The sequence below is a fragment of the Bradyrhizobium sp. 14AA genome (assembly GCF_054185205.1).
On sequence record NZ_JAVAYM010000002.1, the window covers coordinates 489,477 to 507,280 of the forward strand.

General features: G+C 65.0%; 14 protein-coding genes. 8 read left to right on the forward strand and 6 right to left on the reverse strand.

The window, feature by feature from the left end; translation table 11 throughout:
• Window positions 1-32: 32 nt before the first annotated feature.
• Window positions 33-752, reverse strand: coding sequence for a hypothetical protein (locus RAD15_RS07310; protein ID WP_458175860.1), 720 nt, complete (start codon window positions 750-752; stop codon window positions 33-35).
• A 289-nt stretch (window positions 753-1,041) separates the two neighbouring features.
• Here RAD15_RS07310 and RAD15_RS07315 point away from each other — a divergent pair, with 289 nt between their 5' ends.
• Window positions 1,042-1,965, forward strand: a complete 924-nt coding sequence (locus RAD15_RS07315; protein WP_458175862.1) for an ABC transporter ATP-binding protein — start codon at window positions 1,042-1,044, stop codon at window positions 1,963-1,965.
• On the forward strand, window positions 1,962-2,723 hold the full coding sequence (locus tag RAD15_RS07320; RefSeq protein ID WP_458175864.1) for an ABC transporter permease: 762 nt from the start codon (window positions 1,962-1,964) through the stop codon (window positions 2,721-2,723). The genes RAD15_RS07315 and RAD15_RS07320 overlap by 4 nt, the downstream gene beginning before the upstream one ends.
• Before the next feature lie 50 nt (window positions 2,724-2,773).
• On the opposite strand, the gene RAD15_RS07325 is transcribed toward RAD15_RS07320, so the two are convergent.
• Complete coding sequence (locus RAD15_RS07325) at window positions 2,774-3,097, reverse strand: hypothetical protein (protein WP_458175866.1); 324 nt, start codon at window positions 3,095-3,097, stop codon at window positions 2,774-2,776.
• Between the two features lie 361 nt (window positions 3,098-3,458).
• Here RAD15_RS07325 and RAD15_RS07330 point away from each other — a divergent pair, with 361 nt between their 5' ends.
• Together RAD15_RS07330 and RAD15_RS07335 are read left to right on the forward strand one after the other, a co-directional pair.
• Window positions 3,459-4,247 carry a L,D-transpeptidase family protein gene (locus tag RAD15_RS07330; protein ID WP_458175868.1) on the forward strand — a complete coding sequence of 263 codons (789 nt, stop codon included), beginning with the start codon at window positions 3,459-3,461 and terminating at the stop codon, window positions 4,245-4,247.
• Window positions 4,248-4,285: 38 nt separating this feature from the next.
• Window positions 4,286-5,269: a glycerophosphodiester phosphodiesterase gene (locus tag RAD15_RS07335; protein WP_458175870.1), complete on the forward strand. Its 984-nt coding sequence runs from the start codon at window positions 4,286-4,288 to the stop codon at window positions 5,267-5,269.
• Window positions 5,270-5,373: 104 nt separating this feature from the next.
• On the opposite strand, the gene RAD15_RS07340 is transcribed toward RAD15_RS07335, so the two are convergent.
• Complete coding sequence (locus RAD15_RS07340; protein ID WP_458175872.1) at window positions 5,374-7,653, reverse strand: fused MFS/spermidine synthase; 2,280 nt, start codon at window positions 7,651-7,653, stop codon at window positions 5,374-5,376.
• Between the two features lie 263 nt (window positions 7,654-7,916).
• Here RAD15_RS07340 and RAD15_RS07345 point away from each other — a divergent pair, with 263 nt between their 5' ends.
• Entirely contained in the window at window positions 7,917-9,527 is a 1,611-nt protein-coding gene (locus RAD15_RS07345; RefSeq protein ID WP_458175874.1) for a phytoene desaturase family protein, read from the forward strand.
• A 579-nt stretch (window positions 9,528-10,106) separates the two neighbouring features.
• Here the strand turns inward: RAD15_RS07345 and RAD15_RS07350 are convergent.
• The gene (locus RAD15_RS07350; protein ID WP_458176078.1) at window positions 10,107-10,262 is read right to left on the reverse strand and encodes a Flp family type IVb pilin; all 156 of its coding nucleotides are present in this window, start codon (window positions 10,260-10,262) and stop codon (window positions 10,107-10,109) included.
• Between the two features lie 164 nt (window positions 10,263-10,426).
• Here RAD15_RS07350 and RAD15_RS07355 point away from each other — a divergent pair, with 164 nt between their 5' ends.
• Window positions 10,427-11,314 carry a 50S ribosomal protein L11 methyltransferase gene (locus tag RAD15_RS07355; RefSeq protein WP_458175876.1) on the forward strand — a complete coding sequence of 296 codons (888 nt, stop codon included), beginning with the start codon at window positions 10,427-10,429 and terminating at the stop codon, window positions 11,312-11,314.
• 150 nt (window positions 11,315-11,464) lie between these two features.
• On the opposite strand, the gene RAD15_RS07360 is transcribed toward RAD15_RS07355, so the two are convergent.
• Window positions 11,465-11,644, reverse strand: coding sequence for a hypothetical protein (locus tag RAD15_RS07360; protein ID WP_458175878.1), 180 nt, complete (start codon window positions 11,642-11,644; stop codon window positions 11,465-11,467).
• 187 nt (window positions 11,645-11,831) lie between these two features.
• On the opposite strand from RAD15_RS07360, the gene RAD15_RS07365 reads away from it, so the two are divergent.
• Together RAD15_RS07365 and RAD15_RS07370 are read left to right on the forward strand one after the other, a co-directional pair.
• Window positions 11,832-13,661, forward strand: a complete 1,830-nt coding sequence (locus RAD15_RS07365) for an aminopeptidase P family protein (protein ID WP_458175880.1) — start codon at window positions 11,832-11,834, stop codon at window positions 13,659-13,661.
• Window positions 13,662-13,985: 324 nt separating this feature from the next.
• Window positions 13,986-15,260, forward strand: a complete 1,275-nt coding sequence (locus RAD15_RS07370) for a multidrug effflux MFS transporter (protein WP_458175882.1) — start codon at window positions 13,986-13,988, stop codon at window positions 15,258-15,260.
• Window positions 15,261-15,494: 234 nt separating this feature from the next.
• On the opposite strand, the gene ligA is transcribed toward RAD15_RS07370, so the two are convergent.
• Complete coding sequence (gene ligA / locus RAD15_RS07375) at window positions 15,495-17,642, reverse strand: NAD-dependent DNA ligase LigA (RefSeq protein ID WP_458175884.1); 2,148 nt, start codon at window positions 17,640-17,642, stop codon at window positions 15,495-15,497.
• Window positions 17,643-17,804 lie beyond the last annotated feature (162 nt).

Consider the following 17,804-nt stretch of genomic DNA (forward strand, 5'->3'; position numbering starts at 1 on the left):
CAGCGCGGCGTCCACCCGTCGCGTAAACGGCCTCAGTTCCTCGCCGGAGCCGCAGCTGCCGCCGAGCGTGCCTGCCGCGGCGCGCCGGGTTCGGCGACCGGAGCGGCCGGGGCGCGCGAGCGCATGATCGCCGCGTCGATCTCGCCGATGACGCGGCGCTGGATCGCCTCGTTCTTGTCGATCGAGATGTGGCCGACGCCGGTGCCGCGCACGTCGACATTGTCGAGCTTGCCGCGCAGGCCAGCCTCGGCCCGCACCGGCTCGCCGGGACCATCGCCGATATAGATGTTGATGTAGCGCTCCGCGCCGGTCGACAGCCTGGTCTTGAACACGGAATCGAGGCCGATCGCGAGCTTCACGGGCACGCCGAGCTGGTTGAGCTTGGCGATCATGTCCGGCAGCGCGGTCGCGCCCGAGGAGTGGCCGACCAGGATGATGGTCTTGACGCGGCCGGCCTTGTAATTGGCGGCGGCTTCATTGGCGAGCGAGGACCAGGACACGAAGTTCGCGACGGTCACCGGGATGCCCTGCGCCTGGAGGCGGGAGCCGATCGTGTCGAGCCCGAGCGAGAAGATGTTGAGCACGCCGCGCAGTAGGTAGACATGCGTGGTCGCGACCTGGGCCTGGCTCGGCGCGGCCTTGGCAGTGGTCGGGCTGATGGCAACAGCTGACAGCAGGAGCAGGCCCATCGCCCACATACGGAGGGCGGACAACTGGCTGGCGCCGGCGGTGTGACGGCCGTTCGGTCTCATCGATGTTTTCCCTGGGGACAATACGCTTCGCGATTGGCCGGAATCGTAGCCACGGCCTGCTCGCAGACGCAACAAAGAGCCGCGTGAGCGACGATCTTAGCCACAGCCCGTGGCCATCGCGCAACACTTACCTGAAACCTGCCACCGAATAGCCTGTTTTGAGACCATTTTTCTCCGGGCAATTGCAGCCGGGCAAGGCCATTCCTATCTCAGGGCTCCGCTGACCCGCCTTTCCCGGCAGGTTCCAGCCTCCCCTCCCCAGCCTTTGCCCCCAAGCCCTGCGGCCACCATGTCCTCCATCATTTCCGTCGCCAATCTGTCGAAGACCTATGGGTCCGGCTTCAAGGCGCTCAAGAACGTCAATCTCGACATCAAGCGCGGCGAGATTTTTGCGCTGCTCGGCCCCAACGGCGCCGGCAAGACCACGCTGATCTCGATCGTCTGCGGCATCGCCAATCCCAGCGAAGGCAAGGTTCTGGTCGGCGGCGAGGACATCGAGACCTCCTACCGCAAGGCGCGCTCGCTGATCGGCCTGGTGCCGCAGGAATTGCACACCGACGCCTTCGAGAGCGTGTGGGCGACCGTCAGCTTCTCACGCGGCCTGTTCGGCAAGCCGAAGAACCCTGAACATATCGAGAAGGTGCTGAAGGACCTCTCGCTGTGGGACAAGAAGGACAACAAGATCATCACGCTCTCCGGCGGCATGAAGCGCCGCGTGATGATCGCGAAAGCGCTGTCGCACGAACCGCAGGTCCTGTTCCTGGACGAGCCCACCGCCGGCGTCGACGTCGAGCTGCGCAAGGGCATGTGGGAGGTGGTGCGCACCCTCCAGCAGTCCGGCGTCACCATCATCCTCACGACGCACTACATCGAGGAAGCCGAGGAGATGGCCGATCGCATCGGCGTCATCAACAAGGGCGAGATCGTGCTGATCGAGGACAAGGCGACCTTGATGCAGAAGCTCGGCAAGAAGCGGCTGACGCTGCACTTGCAGGGCAAGCTCGACGCGCTGCCGGAGAGCCTTGGCCACTATGAGCTGGAGCTCTGCGACAGCGGCGCGACGCTGGTCTACGACTACGACACCAAGGGCGAGCGCACCGGCATCACCAGCCTGCTCAGCGATCTGCGCAACGCCGGCATCCGCTTCAACGATCTCGACACGACGCAATCGTCGCTCGAGGACATCTTCGTCGACCTCGTGAGGACGTCATGAATCACCGCGCCATCCGCGCCATCTATCTGTTCGAAATGGCGCGCACCTGGCGTACGTTGCTGCAGAGCATCGTCTCGCCTGTCGTCTCGACCTCGCTCTATTTCGTGGTGTTCGGCGCCGCGATCGGCTCGCGCATCAGCGAGGTCGAGGGCGTCAGCTACGGCACCTTCATCGTGCCGGGGCTGATCATGCTTTCGGTGCTGACCCAGAGCATCGCCAACGCCTCGTTCGGCATCTACTTCCCGAAATTCACCGGCACGATCTACGAGATCCTGTCGGCACCGATTTCCTACTTCGAGATCGTGCTCGGCTATGTCGGCGCGGCCGCGACCAAGTCGATCATCTTGGGCCTGATCATCCTCGCCACCGCCGGGCTTTTCGTTCCGTTGCATATTCACCATCCGGTCTGGATGCTGACCTTCCTGGTGCTGACGGCGGTGACGTTCAGCCTGTTCGGCTTCATCATCGGCATCTGGGCCGACGGGTTCGAGAAGCTGCAGATGATCCCGATGCTGGTGGTGACGCCGCTGACCTTCCTCGGCGGCAGCTTCTATTCCATCGACATGCTGCCGCCGACCTGGCGCACGGTCGCGCTGCTCAACCCGGTCGTCTATCTCATCTCCGGCTTCCGCTGGAGCTTCTACGAGATCGCGGATGTCAGCGTGTCCGTCAGCATCGGCATGACGACGGCGTTCCTGGTCATCTGCCTGGCGGTGATCTGGTGGATTTTCCGGACGGGTTACCGGCTGAAGAATTGAGCTGTCATTCCGGGCGCGCGTAGCGCGAGCCCGGAATGACGGCGGCGACCTCACCGATAGCAATGAAAGCGGTGGTACCCGTCATAGTAGCCGCGGCAGTGGCGATAGTGACGATGGGGAATGCCGAACACGCCCTCGACCGCACCCACGGCCCCTCCAACACCGGCGCCGACCGCGCCGCCAACCACTCCACCCACGGGGCCGGCGATCCGGTTACCTTCATAGGAGCCTTCCTGGGCACCGCGCACGATGCCTTGAGCATGACCGGCTCGAGGCAGCGACAACAGGGCGAGCAGGATGGCGGCGGCTGCGAACAGCAGGCGGACGGGCAAGCCGGCCGGCAGGGCGGCGGCGGTAACACGGGCTTTGTTCATCTTCAGTCCCAAGGGGTAAAAACGGCGGTGGAAGCCGCCAATCGGCAGGCGATGATCAACGCACCGAGCGGCGGAATGGTTGCGCCTTTGTGACGAATTGTCGGCGATGTGAACGCGTGTCCGCTCGCGAAAATGTCAGCACCGCCGCCGCCTGCGCGGCACAAAGCGGCCTTGCTTACATCAGGCGTCCCGTTAACGATGGGCGGGCAGGCCGCTGGAGCGAAAGCCGGATTGCAGGCATATTGCACGCCGGGGGACGGAGAGCCGCGGTGTTATTGTTTGAGCATGATCTTTTCGGAAAAGCGCCACACACTTTTCCGGATCATGCTCTAGCGTGAACAGGCCGGAGGCCGAAAGTCAGATGCGTTCGTTTTTTGTTGTTTTCACATCCCTGATGCTTTTGAGCGCGGGCACCGCGCAGGCCAAGGTCGAGATCACCGTCGACAAGGACAACCAGCAGATGACCGTCGTGGTCGACGGCGTTGCGCGCTACCACTGGCCGGTGTCGACCGGCATCCCCTCGCGCGAGACGCCGAATGGCGCGTTCCGCACCTTCCGCATGGAAGAGGATCACTACTCCAAGGAATTCGACGACGCGCCGATGCCGCACGCGATCTTCTTCACCAAGGTCGGGCACGCCATCCACGGCACGGACTCGGTCGGCCGTCTCGGCTCGCCCGCCTCGCATGGTTGCGTACGTTTGTCCCGCCAGAACGCCACGACGCTCTACGCGCTGGTGCAGCAGCAGGGCGTGCTCAACACCACGGTGACGCTGACCGGCTCGGCGCAGGTGGCGCTGGCGCGCAATCCGCGCGGACGCAACGCCAACGCGGTGGCCCGCGCCCCGCAGCCTGCCGAAGAGCAGTACGCCACATCAGGCGATCCCGTGAACCTGACGCCGCCGCCGCAGCAGCAGCCCGCCCGCCGCTACATGCCGCAGGACGACAACTACATCTATCCGGCCGACGGCAGCGACACCGGCGCGCGCTATCCGGCGCCGCGCGGCAGCCGCCCGCTCTATGACACGCAGGTCTATCAGCAACAGCAGCCGCGATCCTATTACGACCAGGGCGCCGGCCAGCAGGGCACCTATTATCAGCCGCAGCCCCGGCAGGTTTATCAGCCGCGCGGCTATTACTATCAGAACTGACGCGACCGACATCAACCGCCCTCGCCGGTCGAGGCGCCATGCCCTCACGAGCCACGATAATCCTGACCGTGCTCTCGGTTCTCACGACGGGACAAGCCATGGCTTTTGACCTCGAAGCGCATCGCGGCGGGCGGGCGCTGCTGCCCGAAAACACCCTGCCGGCCTTCGCCAACGCGCTGTCGATGGGCGTGGATACGCTGGAGCTCGACGTCGGCGTGACCGCGGATGGCGAGGTCGTCGTGTCGCATGAGCGCGGGCTCAATCCGGATCTCGCGCGGGATTCGAGCGGCAGCTATGTGGCCGCGCCCGGCACGCCCTTTGTCAAGCTACGGCTTGAAGACGTCAGGACCTATGACGTCGGCCAGATCCGCCCCGATAGTGCCTACGCCAAGCAATTCCCCGACCAGCGTGCCGTGCCGGGGACGCGCATTCCCACCTTGAGCGAACTGTTCGCGCTGGTGCGCAAATCCGGCAACACGAATGTACGCTTCAACATCGAGACCAAGATCGACCCCAACCGTCCGGACGAGACGCTCGATCCGCAAGCTTTCGTCTCGAAGCTGCTGGGACTGATCGATACCGAGAAATTCTCCGACCGCGTCATGATCCAGTCGTTCGACTGGCGGACCTTGCAGCTCGTCCAGCAGCAGGCACCGAAACTGCCGACGGTGTACCTGACGCTCCAGCGCGGCTCAGGCCAGACGGTCGCGCTGGACAAGGCCACCAACTGGACGGCGGGTTTCAGTCCGGCCGATCACAACGGCTCGCTGCCGCGGACGATCAAGGCTGCGGGCGGCGCGATCTGGTCACCCTATTTCGGCGATGTGACCGCGGCACTGGTCTCCGAAGCCCATGCGCTCGGATTGCGCGTGGTGGTCTGGACGGTCAACAAATCCGACGATATGGCGCACATGATCGAGATCGGCGTCGACGGGATCATCTCGGACAGGCCGGACCTGTTGCGGCAGGTCGCGGGGGAAAAGGGAATTACCTTGCCGATGGGGACACCGGTGGCGCCTTGAGCAGTCCCGTGTCCCGGACGCCGTGCAGCGTGCAACGCTGCTCCGCATCGCCAGGGAAGCGCTGCGCTGCGTCCGGGGCACGAGACCGGCTCGTGGCGCGAAGGCTACTCCCCGTCCCTCAAACGCCGATACAGCGCGCCCAGGATGTTGGAATAGTCGTCGGTCCAGACCCGCACCCTGTCGTCGGCTTCGGTCAGCTCCCATGATTTGGAGGAGGCGAGCCTGCCGACATCGGCGTCCTCGCGCGCGGAGATGACGACGTCGGTCGAGAAGATGTAGTCACCATCGCGCCCGGAATCCTCGTTGAAGACCCAGCTCTTGAGATCGTTGGCGTCGGCGATGCCGACCACGACGGTCTCCAGATCAAGATGGCGGTTGGACACGTGCATCACCACCGCGCCGTGCGGAGCGAGCTTGTCCTTGTAGATCTTCATCGCCTCCTCGGTCGCAAGATGGATCGGGATCGCATCCGACGAATAGGCGTCGACGATGATGAGATCATAGGCGCCGTCGGGCTCCTTCGCGAAGGTGAGACGCGCGTCGCCGATCACCGGCTTCATATCCGGCAGGCAACTCGAGATGTAGCGGAAATTCTTCGGGTCGCGCGCGGCGTCCACCATGGACTGGTCGATCTCGAAGAATTTCCAGCTTTCGCCCGGCTCCGCGGCGCAGGCGAGCGTACCCGATCCGACGCCGATGGCGGCGACCTTGAGCGGCGCGCCCTTGCGCTCGCGGATCGCGCTCACGGCCTGACCGATGCCGCCGTCCTTGTGATAGTAGGTGATCGGCTCGGGCCGGCCGGTGACCGGCGTGCCATCATTGTTGCGGAAGCGCTCGGCACCGTGGATCGTGGTGCCGTGCATCAGCACATGGAAATAGCCGCCCGGCGTCTCCACGATCTTGTGCACGCCGAAGAAGCTGCGCACGGTGGTGACGCGGCCCTCATCCGCCGGATAGATCCGGATCAACGCCAGCGCGAGCGCGACGGTGGCGAAGATCTTCCAGCGGCCGGCATTGAGCGCCAGTGCGAGCAGCGCGGCGAGCACGCCGACGGCGCCGGCCACCCAGACGCGGTGATCCTCGAACCAGGTCGAGAGATTGCCGGTCGTGTAGGACGGTGCAACGAGCGCCACCGCGAGCGCGGCGAGTGCCAGCCAGTACCATTTGACGATGCCGGCGAGACGCTCGTTCGCCGACGGCCGACACAACGCGGCAAGCGCGATCAGGATCGGATATTCGGCGATCCACGAGAAGGTGAATGGAGCAACGAGGCCAGCAAAGAGGCCGCCGACCATGCCGCCGAACGACAGCGCGACATAGAAGCCGGTGAGATATTTGGCCGCCGGCCGGGTCCGCGCCAGTTCGCCATGGCAGGCCATGGCGATCACGAAGAAGCACAGCTGATGCCCGCCGAGCGTCAGCAGCAGGTTCTGCTCGCCGCCAAAGGCCAGCAGAAAGACGACGCCCGCGATCGCAACCGGCTGCAGCATCAGCATCCATTTGTGCGGCAGCAGCGGCCGCGACTGGAACACCACGACCCAGGTGAGCAGATACAGCGACAGCGGCAGCACCCACAGCAGCGGCGCCGCCGCGACGTCGGTCGAGATGTGCGCCGTGACGGCAATCAGCAGACCGGACGGCACCGCGGCGAGGAAGATCCAGCGCAGCCGCGTCAGGAACCCCGGCGCCGGCGCATGCACGTCCTCGGTTCGTGCATCGGCCACCGCGAGCTTCGGTGAGCGCAACAGCAACACACCGCAGGCCGCGATCAGGAGGATGAGAAGACCATAGCCGGCGGTCCAGAACCGGTTCTGCGTGTGCAGCGTGAAGATCGGCTCCAGCAGGAACGGATAGGACAACAGCGCAAGGAAGCTGCCGATATTGGAGGAGGCGTAGAGAAAATAGGGATCATGCCCGGCGGGATGGCCGGTGCGGACGAACCAGGCCTGCAATAGCGGATTGTTGGCGGCGAGCGCGAAGAACGGCAGGCCGATCGAGACGATGAACAGTCCGAGCAACCAGAACGCATAACCCGAAGCTGGCGGCTCGCCATAGGCCGAGGCGATGCCGAGCGGCAGGGTCACGAAGGCCAGGACCAGCAGCGCCAGATGCACCGCGACCGGAACGATGCGGCTCCTCGCCTGCATCAACAGATGCGCATAGGCGTAGCCCGCCAGCAGCAGCGACTGGAAGAACACCATCGCCACCGACCACACCGCCGGCGAGCCGCCGAGCCGCGGCAGCACCATCTTCGTGAACAGCGGCTGCACCGAGAACAGCAGCAGCGCGCTGACGAAGATCGCGGCGGTGTAGACCGTCAGCAGCAGCCGGTTGCGTGACGAGGACGGCTGCTCCGTGGCGGCGGGTTGCACGATCGAATCCATGGAAGCTCCGGCACACAATCTTCCGGCGGGCGCCGGGCGCGCGCAATGGAGCACAAGCCGCCTGAACGGGCAATAAAGGGTGTCGTGATGTTGCAGCGACAAATGCTTGATATAGAGATGTCATTCCCGGGCGAAGCAAAGCATCGAACCTATGGTGCGCACTTGCGCACCTGGGAACCTCGATATTCTCCGGTGCGGAGCCCGCACCATAGTTCTCGCTTCGCGAACCCCGGAATGACGGTAGACTGGGCCCCGAATCCATCATGAGCGAAACCGACGTCCTCATCATCGGCGCTGGCCATAACGGCCTCACCTGCGCGACCTATCTCGCGATGGCGGGCCTGCACGTGCGCGTGGTCGAGCGCCGCAAGGTGGTCGGCGGCGCCGCGGTCACGGAGGAGTTTCACCCCGGCTTCCGCAATTCGGTCGCGGCCTACACCGTGAGCCTGCTCAATCCGCAGGTGATCCGTGACCTCAAGCTCGCCGAGCAGGGCCTGCGAATCGTCGAGCGCCGCGCACAGAATTTTCTGCCCGCGCCAGATACCAGCTATCTCCTCACCGGCGAGGGGCGGACGAAGGAGTCCGTGGCGCGGCTCAGCGCGCGCGATGCAAGCGCGCTCGACGGGTTTTCGCGCGAGCTGGAAGATATCGCCGACGTGCTCAGGCAATTCGTGTTGCGCGCGCCGCCGAACCTGCTCGATGGCTTCGGCACGGCGGCGATCCGCGAGGCTGTGAACGCGGTCCAGAGCGCCAACATCCTGCGTGGGCTGACGCTGGAGCAGAGCCGCAGCCTGCTCGACCTCTTCACCCGCTCGGCCGGCGAGATGCTGGACGAGCGTTTCGAGCACGATCTGGTCAAGGCGCTGTTCGGCTTCGATGCCATCGTCGGCAACTATGCCAGCCCCTACGCCGCGGGCTCGGCCTATGTGATGCTGCATCACGCCTTCGGCGAGGTGAACGGCAAGAAGGGCGTCTGGGGCCACGCCATCGGCGGCATGGGCGCGATCACGCAAGCCATGGCGCGCGCCGCGCGCGAGCGGGGCGTTGCGATCGACACCGATGCGGGCGTGCGTGAAGTCATCGTCGAACGCGACCGCGCCGTTGGCGTCGTGCTGGAGAACGGCACGGTCATCCGCGCCAGATATGTCGCGGCCAACGTCAATCCAAAGCTGCTCTACACGCGGCTGATCGCGGCCGACGCCCTGCCCCGGAATTTCCTCGACCGCATCCGCCACTGGAAGAACGGCTCCGGCACCTTCCGCATGAATGTCGCGCTGGACCGCCTCCCCTCCTTCACGGCGCTGCCGGGCGATGGAGATCATCTCAGCTCCGGCATCATTCTGGCCCCGAGCCTCGGCTACATGGACCGCGCCTATCTCGACGCGCGCGCGCAGGGCTGGAGCCGTGAGCCCGTCGTCGAGATGCTGATCCCCTCGACGCTCGACGACACGCTGGCACCTGAGGGCAAGCATGTCGCAAGCCTGTTCTGCCAGCACGTCGCGCCGGAGCTTCCCGATGGAAAGTCCTGGGACGACCATCGCGACGAGGTCGCCGATCTCATGATCGCGACGGTGGACAAATATGCGCCGGGCTTCGCGGCCAGCGTGCTCGGCCGCCAGATCCTGTCACCGCTCGACCTCGAGCGGCAGTTCGGCCTGCTCGGCGGCGACATCTTCCACGGCGCGCTGACGCTGAACCAGCTGTTCTCGGCGCGGCCGATGCTGGGCCATGCCGACTATCGCGGGCCCCTGAAGGGCCTCTATCACTGCGGTTCCGGCGCCCATCCCGGCGGCGGCGTCACCGGCGCCCCCGGCCACAACGCCGCGCGCACCATCCTGCGGGATCACCGCGCGCTGTTCGGAAGTCGTGGATAGGTCTGTGGATGGGTTGTGGACAGGCTGTTGGAAGATGTGTGGTCCGGAAGAGGACGCCTGCACCGGACAGTCGTGACAGGTCTGTGGAAAGGCGGTGGAAAACCGCGGGGCAATGACGGGAAAAGCCGGTGGATAGCGCTCTCACAAATAGTGGACAACCGGTAGATGCCGTTCGGGGACCGGCTAGTGTCTCAGTTTGAAATTGGGGCGGGGAAGCGGCCAATGGCCAATATGAAGATTTCGGTGTTCTCGTTCAAATTGGTCCTAACCGCCCTTGTTCTCGGCCTTGCGCTGTTTGGAGTGGGGTACCCTTTGGCCACTCATGGCAACACCTCACTTGGGTACTTTATTGTGGGTCTTGCCGCCATATGCGGAATGGTTGCAGGCGCAATCTTGGTCGTGGCGCTTATCGCGAGGATTTGGGATCGATAATTTTCAAGCTGAACACGACCGCGGATCGCATGCCCAAAGACATGCCCCAAAGAAACGACTTCGCCCGCCGGGGCAATTCCCGTGCGGGCGTTCGTCAGCAATAGCCTAAGAAGAAAAAGTAGCGCCCTGGGAAATGGGAGGCGGAAATTACTTCAAGGAGGTGCTAATCGAAGTGAACTTGTCGTTCATCGTGGTGCCGAGGCCGTTCACCACGGTGATGATCGCGAGCGCGATACCAGCTGCAATCAGGCCGTATTCGATCGCGGTCGCACCGGACTCGTCGGAACAGAACTTCAAAACCATGCTCTTCAAGACTCGCCTCCATTTCTACTTCAGGATGTGTCTATTGACACCGACATCCGGAAATCTACGGGGCGCAGCCTTCGACCGGGTTAATCTTCAAATTGCAACTTATCCGGAAAATTGGGAACAAAAGTTCCAAAAATTGAACCTGACGGAACCCTAGGATGCAGCCTTCCCCCACCCATCGCGCCAGCTTTTCGATCGGCAGCGAGGCCACTGCCCGGCGCGTCGTCGATGTGCTCACCGAGGTGTTTTTCGAAGGCGATGCGGCGGTCGCCGCCTTCGAACGGCCGGACGGACAATGGGACGTCACGCTGCATTTTGCCGACGCGCCGGATCAGGTCTGGCTGCGCGAACTCGTTGTAACCTCGGCAGGAATCGAGATCGCCGAGACGCTTGCCTTCGATACCGTCGAGGCCAAGGACTGGGTCAAGGCCAGCCTGGAAGATCTCGTCCCGGTGCCGGCCGGACGCTTCGTCGTGCATGGCAGCCACGACCGCGACCGCGTGGCCCCGAACAAGCTCGCCATCGAGATCGAGGCGGCGCTCGCCTTCGGCACCGGCCATCACGGAACGACGCGTGGCTGTTTACTTCTGCTTGACCATGTTCTGAAACACGCGCGGCCGAAGCGCGTGCTCGACCTCGGCACCGGAACCGGCGTGCTGGCCATCGCGGCAGCGAAGGCGCTGCATCGCTCGGTGCTGGCCTCCGACATCGACGCGCCCTCGGTGCGGGTGGCAGCCGAGAACGCGGCGCTGAACGAGGTTGGCAACCATGTGCGGGTCATCCGCGCCACCGGCTTCGCCGCGCCGGATTTTGCAAAGGCCGGCCCGTTCGACCTGGTGCTGGCCAACATCCTGGCCAATCCGTTGCGGCAATTGGCGGGCCCGATGGCGCGGCATCTTTCGCCCGACGGGCGCGTCATCCTCTCGGGCCTGCTGACCCATCAGGCCCCCGCCGTGATCGCCGCCTACCGCGCGCGCGGTCTTGTGCCATTGCGGCACCTGCGGATCGAGGGGTGGAGCAGCCTGTTGCTGCGGAAACTGTCGTAGGGTGGGTTAGCCCCGGGCTGCGCAAAGCGCAGTCCCTTGGCGTAATCCACCTCTTCTGTCACCGCGGGAAAAGACGTGGTGGGTTACGCCGAGCAGATGCACTTCGTGCACCTGCAGGACTAACCCGCCCTACGAAATCCCGATGCCGCCCTACTCCGCCGGCTTCTCCTCGCGTTGCATCGCGCGCTCGTCCTGCAAGGCGCGGCGGGCACGGCGCTCGGCGAAACGGTCGATCATCTGGCTGATGACGCCGCGCGGCTTCTTCGGTGTCGCCGCAGTCGGGGCGCGGCGCGCCGGCGGCGAGATCTTCTCAAACGTGAACGCTGGCATTGTGTGTCCCCTCGCCGTTGAGATGAACCACTTGCTCGAATTTCCCTGTTGTCCGGACGAAGCGCAACTGCCGCATCCTTTACTCCACTCCATTCGAATGGCAGTTTTTCAAGCACAGTCCATGCCAGATGCGACGCAAATGCGCCGACATTGCGGACCGATCCCCATGATCCTAAAGTGATCCACCATGTTCGAAGCGCACTTCCAGACATTCGAGGAGCCCGAGGCCGGCGTCGCATTGACGGCGCGGCTGGCCGCGCTCCGCGAAGAGCTCGCCCGCCGCAGGTTGACCGGCTTCGTAATTCCGCGCGCCGACCAGCAGCAGAACGAGTACGTACCGCCCTCGGAAGAGCGGCTGGCCTGGCTGACCGGCTTTACGGGTTCGGCGGGATTGGCGGTGGTGCTGACCCACGAGGCCGCGGTCTTCGTCGACGGCCGCTATACGATCCAGGCGGCCAAGCAGGTCGACGCCAAGGCCTGGGCGGTGGAATCGCTGATCGATCCGCCGCCGGAGAGCTGGGTGTCGGCGCACCTGAAAGCCGGCGACCGCCTCGGATTTGATCCATGGCTGCACACTTCTTCGGCAGCCGAGCGTCTATCGGCCGCCTGCGCCAAGGCCGGGGCCGAGCTGGTTGCCGTCGACAGCAACCCGGTCGACGCCGTCTGGCAGGACCGGCCGCAGCCGCCGCTCGCCCCCGTCGCCGTGCACAGCCTGCAAAATGCCGGCGTCACTGAAGCCGAAAAGCTGACGCAGATCAGAAGCGAGATCGGCAAGCTCGGCGTTGACGCGCTGGTGCTGTCCGACAGCCATGCCGTGGCCTGGACCTTCAACATCCGCGGCGCCGACGTCGCGCACACGCCGCTGCCGCTGTCCTACGCGCTGGTGCCCAGGGACGGCCGGCCGACCGTGTTCATCGACCACCGCAAGCTCTCCAACCTGACGCGCGACCATCTCGAGCAATCGGCCGACGTGCGGGAACCGGACGCGATGGCGCCGACGCTGATGGCGCTAGCCAGGAGCGGCGCGGCGATCGCGCTCGACAATGCCACCGCAGCCGACGCGCTCAGCCGGCTGATCACGGGCGCCGGCGGCAAGCCGGTGCGCGGCAGCGATCCGATCGCGCTGCTCAAGGCGGTCAAGAATGCGACCGAGATCAAGGGCACGCAGACGGCACACCGCCGCGACGCCGTGGCGCTGGCGCGCTTCCTCGCCTTCATCGATGCCGAGGCGGCCAGCGGCAAGCTCACCGAGATCGACGCGGTCGAGGCGCTCGAGACGTTCCGCCGGGACACCGGCGCGCTGAAGGACGTCTCGTTCCCGACCATCTCAGGCACCGGTCCGAACGGCGCCATCGTGCACTACCGCGTCACCCGCAAGAGCAACCGGCGGATAGCCCCCGGCGATCTCCTGCTGATCGATTCCGGCGCGCAATATGAGGACGGCACCACGGACGTCACGCGCACCATGGCCGTGGGCGAGCCGACCGACGAGATGCGTGACCGCTTCACCCGCGTCCTGCGCGGCCACATCGCGATCGCACGCGCAGTGTTTCCCGACGGCACCACCGGCGCGCAGCTCGACACGCTGGCGCGGCAATATCTCTGGGCCGCCGGCGTCGATTTCGAGCACGGCACCGGCCACGGCGTCGGCAGCTATCTCAGCGTGCACGAAGGGCCGGCGCGGATCTCGAAGCTCGGCACCACGCCGCTGAAGCGCGGCATGATCCTTTCCAACGAGCCCGGCTACTACAAGACCGATGGTTTCGGCATCCGCATCGAGAACCTCGAGCTGGTGGTCGCCGCCGACATCAAGGGCGCCGAGAAGCCGATGAACGCGTTCGAGACGCTGACCTTGGCGCCGATCGACCGCCGATTGATCGACGTGGCGATGCTGAGCCGCGACGAGCTCGACTGGCTCAACGCCTACCATGCCCGCGTGCGGGCCGAGGTGCGGCCGGCGCTGGACGATGCGACCAAGGCCTGGCTCGATCAGGCGACGGCGGAGCTGGAGGCGTAGACACGCGGCCTCCTGGCGCGATGCATGGCGCTACGCGATTTGTGCAAGGCTGCTCACCCCACCACGCCGTCATACCCCGCGCAGGCGGGGCATCCAGTACGCCGCAGCCTCTCGATTCAATCACTGCTGCCTCTGGAATACTGGATTCCCCGCCTTCGCGGGGAATGACACTGAACTTGTGGCACGAGCAACGCGCCCAATCGGTCGCCATCACGCTGCAATTATAACCGTCCCGGAATCCGTATAGCCGCATTCCGAAACGCCGATATCCGTGTTGTGCGAGCACGCTACAGTCCGATTCGAATTCTGACGAGACGGACACGCATGCACGGCATGATCAGCAAACCGCCGGGAGCGGCGACCAACCTCGCGACCTCGCGCGTGGTGTTGCTGTTGCTGGTCGTCATGACCGGGGTCGCACCGATCTCGCTCTACATCCTGGTTCCGGCGCTTCCCGTGCTGGCGACGAATTTCGGCAGCGACATCTCGATCGCGCAGATGACGGTGTCGCTCTACATGGTCGGCATTGCGCTGTCGCAGCTCATCATGGGGCCGCTGTCGGACAAACTCGGCCGCCGCCCGGTGCTGCTTGGCGGCCTTACGCTGATGGTCGTGGCGAGCGTCGGCTGCATCTTCGCCGAGACCCTGCCGCAGTTGATTGCCGCGCGCTTCTTCCAGGCGCTCGGCGGCGCCTCCGGCATGGTGATCAGCCGGGCCATCATCCGCGACATCTACGCGCGTGACCGCGTCGCCTCGATGATCAGCCTTGTCGTCGCTGCGCTGATGATCGGCCAGATGGTCTCGCCGCTCACCGGCGGCCTGATCGAGACCGCGTTCGGCTGGCGCGCGATCTTCTACGCCATCACGGCCGCCGCGCTCGTTGTCGCCGTCGGCATTGCGCTGACGCTACCCGAGACGCGCCGGAGCCGCGCCGCCGGCAGCGGCTTCCGCGGCGATGTCGGCATCCTGATCCGCAACCGCGCCTTCGTCGGCTACGTGATGTGCCAGGTGCTGGCCTCGCAGATCATCTTCACCTTCGCCGGCGGCGGCCCCTACGTCGTGGTGACGCAGATGGGGCGAACGAGCGCCGAATACGGCGCGTGGTTCGCGACGACGGGCTTTGCATTCCTCGTCGGCAATCTGCTCTGCGTGCGCTTCGCGCCGCGGCATTCGCTGGAGAAGCTGATCTGGTTCGGGCTCGCCCTCCAGCTCGGCGGTAGCCTTGCGAACCTGCTGCTCAGCTTCGCCGGCTGGAACGAGGCTCCCGCCTGGTTGTTCGGCACGCAGATGATCGTGATGGCGGGCAATGCCTTCGTGATGGCGAATTCCGCAGCGGGCGCGATCAGCATCCGCCCGGAGGCCGCAGGCACCGCCTCCGGCGCGATGGGTTTCCTCCAGCAAGGCATCGGCGCGCTGATGTCGCAATTCGGCGCCTATCTCGGCGGTCACTCCGCCACCACGCTGCCGCTGACCTCCGCGGTCTTCGCCGTCTCGCTGCTCTGCGCCTGCGTGATGATCTTCGTCGTCCCCCGCCGCGAACTCGTCGTGAGCGAGACGCTGATCGAGCAGGCGGAGGAGGAAGAGACGGGGATGATGTGAGGGACGGCAACAGTAACTCTGTCCCCTCTCCCCTTGTGGGAGAGGGTGGCTCGCCGCGATAGCGGCGAGACGGGTGAGGGGTTTCTCTCCGCGAATACCACTGCCGAAGTGAATGCGCGGAGAGAAACCCCTCATCCGGCGCCATAGCCGAAGCTCCGCTTCGGCGTTCCTAAGAACGGCGGCCGAAGGCCGCCTATGCCACCTTCTCCCACAAGGGGAGAAGGGAAGAAAACCTCACTCCCCGATCAGCGTCAGCCACTCGTCTTCCGTGAGCACCTTGACGCCGTGCTTGTTGGCTTCCGCGAGCTTCGAGCCCGCGCCGGGGCCGGCGACGACGAGGTCGGTCTTCTTCGACACCGAGCCGGACACCTTGGCACCTAACCGCTCCGCCGTGGCCTTGGCTTCGTCGCGCGTCATCTTCTCCAGAGAGCCCGTGAACACCACGGTCTTGCCGGCGACGGCCGAGTTGCTCTTCGGCTTCTCGGCGTCGACGATCTCGACCTCCTTGGTCAAGCGCTCGACGATGCCGCGATTGTGGCTCTCGCCGAAATAGGCGCCGACGCTCTTGATCACGGTGTCACCGATCTGGTCCAGCGCATCCATCTCGGCGATCGCTTCCTCGTCTTCCTTGGCGACCTTCATCCCGGCATCATGGAAGGCCTGCCAGGAGCCGTAGCCGCGCGCCAGCGCCAGCGCCGTGGTCTCGCCGACATGACGCATGCCGAGCGCATAGATGAAGCGCTCGAGGGCAATCTTGCGTCGTGCTTCGATGGAGCCGAAGAGATTGCGCACCGACGTCTCACCGTAGCCCTCGATCTCCTCGAGCTTGAGCTTCGCATTACGCTTCTCCAGCGTGAAGATGTCGGAGGGCTCCTTCACAAACCCTTCGTCGAAGAAATACTGGAGCTGCTTCTCGCCGAGGCCGTCGATGTCGAAGGCGCGCCGCGACACGAACAGCTTGAGGTGCTCGATCTTCTGATAGGGACAGGCAAACTCGCCGCTGCAGCGGGCACGGGATTCCTCTTCGCCGGCGGCCGTCTCGCCGCGTACGACGTCGGTGTGCAGCGGGCACGGGCACTTCTTCGGGAAGGGGAACTCCCTGGCGTTCTTCGGCCGCTTGTCGAGGACGACGTCGACGATCTGCGGAATCACGTCGCCGGCGCGCTGGATCACGACGGTGTCGCCGATCCTGATATCGCGCCCCTCGCGCAGCACCTCACCCTTGTTGCCGATGCCCTTGATGTAGTCCTCGTTGTGCAGCGTGACGTTCTGCACGATCACGCCGCCGACGCCGACCGGCTCGAGCTTGCCGACCGGCGTGAACGAGCCGGTGCGGCCGACCTGTATCTCGATGTCGCGGAGCACCGTCATGGCGCGCTCGGCCGGGAATTTGTGCGCGATGCCCCAGCGCGGCGTGCGCGAGACGAAGCCGAGCCGCTCCTGCCAGTCGATGCGGTCGACCTTGTAGACGACGCCGTCGATGTCGTAGTCGAGCCGTGCGCGCTGTTCCTCGATGGAATGATGGAATGCGAGCAGCTCCTCGACGGAGTGACAGAGTTTTGTCAGCGGATTGGTCTTGAAGCCGCAGTGCTCGAACCAACCGATCATGTCGCTCTGCGTATCCTCGGGCATCGCGCTCATCTCGCCCCAGGCATAGGCGAAGAAGCCGAGCGGACGCGAGGCGGTGATGGTCGGGTCCTTCTGCCGCAAGGAGCCTGCGGCGGAGTTGCGCGGGTTGGCGAAGATGGTATCGCCCGCCGCCTTCTGCCGCTCGTTGAGCGCGAGGAAGGCCTTCTTGGTCATGTAGACCTCGCCGCGCACCTCGCAGATGTCGGGGACATTGCGCCCCTTCAGCTTCTGCGGCACGTCTTCGAGCGTACGGATATTGGCGGTGACGTCCTCGCCCTCCGCGCCGTCGCCGCGCGTCGCCGCGGTGACGAGCTCGCCGCCCTCGTAACGCAACGACATCGACAGGCCGTCGATCTTCGGCTCGGCGGAGAAATTGACCTTGTCGTCGTCGAGCTTCAGGAAGCGCACAATGCGCCCGACGAAATCACGCACGTCCTCCTCGGCAAAGGCGTTGTCGAGCGACAGCATCGGCACGGAATGCCGCACCTTCCTGAAGCGCCCCGACGGCGCAGCGCCGACTTTTTGTGAGGGCGAATCCCCGCTGACGAATTCAGGAAAGCGCTTTTCGATCGCATCGAAGCGCTGGCGCAGCGCGTCGTACTCGGCGTCGGTGACGGTGGGCGCGTCATCCTGATAGTAGCGCTCGTTGTGCCCCTCGATCTCGATCGCGAGCCGCATGTGCTCGACCTTGGCCTGCGCCTTGGTGAGGTCGGTGACGTCGCGAAGCGGTTTGGATTTTGCTGCTCTGGCCATGGTGCTTGGATACGACGGAGCGGGTAGCACGGTAAAGGCGTGTCGAAATCTCGTGCCCCGGACGCCGCGCAGCGCCATAAGCGCGTTTACGCGCGTCTTCGACACGCTATGGCGGTGCGCTGCAGAGCCGGGCCCATGGGGCGGCCTTCTCTGGGTCCCGGC

Bases quoted from the DNA above. Each gene is read 5' to 3' on its own strand.
- RAD15_RS07330 (WP_458175868.1), top strand. From the start codon at position 3,459: ATGCGTTCGTTTTTTGTTGTTTTCACATCCCTGATGCTTTTGAGCGCG.
- ligA (WP_458175884.1), bottom strand. From the start codon at position 17,642: ATGGCCAGAGCAGCAAAATCCAAACCGCTTCGCGACGTCACCGACCTC.
- RAD15_RS07325 (WP_458175866.1), bottom strand. From the start codon at position 3,097: ATGAACAAAGCCCGTGTTACCGCCGCCGCCCTGCCGGCCGGCTTGCCC.
- RAD15_RS07315 (WP_458175862.1), top strand. From the start codon at position 1,042: ATGTCCTCCATCATTTCCGTCGCCAATCTGTCGAAGACCTATGGGTCC.
- RAD15_RS07360 (WP_458175878.1), bottom strand. From the start codon at position 11,644: ATGCCAGCGTTCACGTTTGAGAAGATCTCGCCGCCGGCGCGCCGCGCC.
- RAD15_RS07365 (WP_458175880.1), top strand. From the start codon at position 11,832: ATGTTCGAAGCGCACTTCCAGACATTCGAGGAGCCCGAGGCCGGCGTC.
- RAD15_RS07370 (WP_458175882.1), top strand. From the start codon at position 13,986: ATGCACGGCATGATCAGCAAACCGCCGGGAGCGGCGACCAACCTCGCG.
- RAD15_RS07310 (WP_458175860.1), bottom strand. From the start codon at position 752: ATGAGACCGAACGGCCGTCACACCGCCGGCGCCAGCCAGTTGTCCGCC.
- RAD15_RS07345 (WP_458175874.1), top strand. From the start codon at position 7,917: ATGAGCGAAACCGACGTCCTCATCATCGGCGCTGGCCATAACGGCCTC.
- RAD15_RS07320 (WP_458175864.1), top strand. From the start codon at position 1,962: ATGAATCACCGCGCCATCCGCGCCATCTATCTGTTCGAAATGGCGCGC.
- RAD15_RS07355 (WP_458175876.1), top strand. From the start codon at position 10,427: ATGCAGCCTTCCCCCACCCATCGCGCCAGCTTTTCGATCGGCAGCGAG.
- RAD15_RS07335 (WP_458175870.1), top strand. From the start codon at position 4,286: ATGCCCTCACGAGCCACGATAATCCTGACCGTGCTCTCGGTTCTCACG.
- RAD15_RS07350 (WP_458176078.1), bottom strand. From the start codon at position 10,262: ATGGTTTTGAAGTTCTGTTCCGACGAGTCCGGTGCGACCGCGATCGAA.
- RAD15_RS07340 (WP_458175872.1), bottom strand. From the start codon at position 7,653: ATGGATTCGATCGTGCAACCCGCCGCCACGGAGCAGCCGTCCTCGTCA.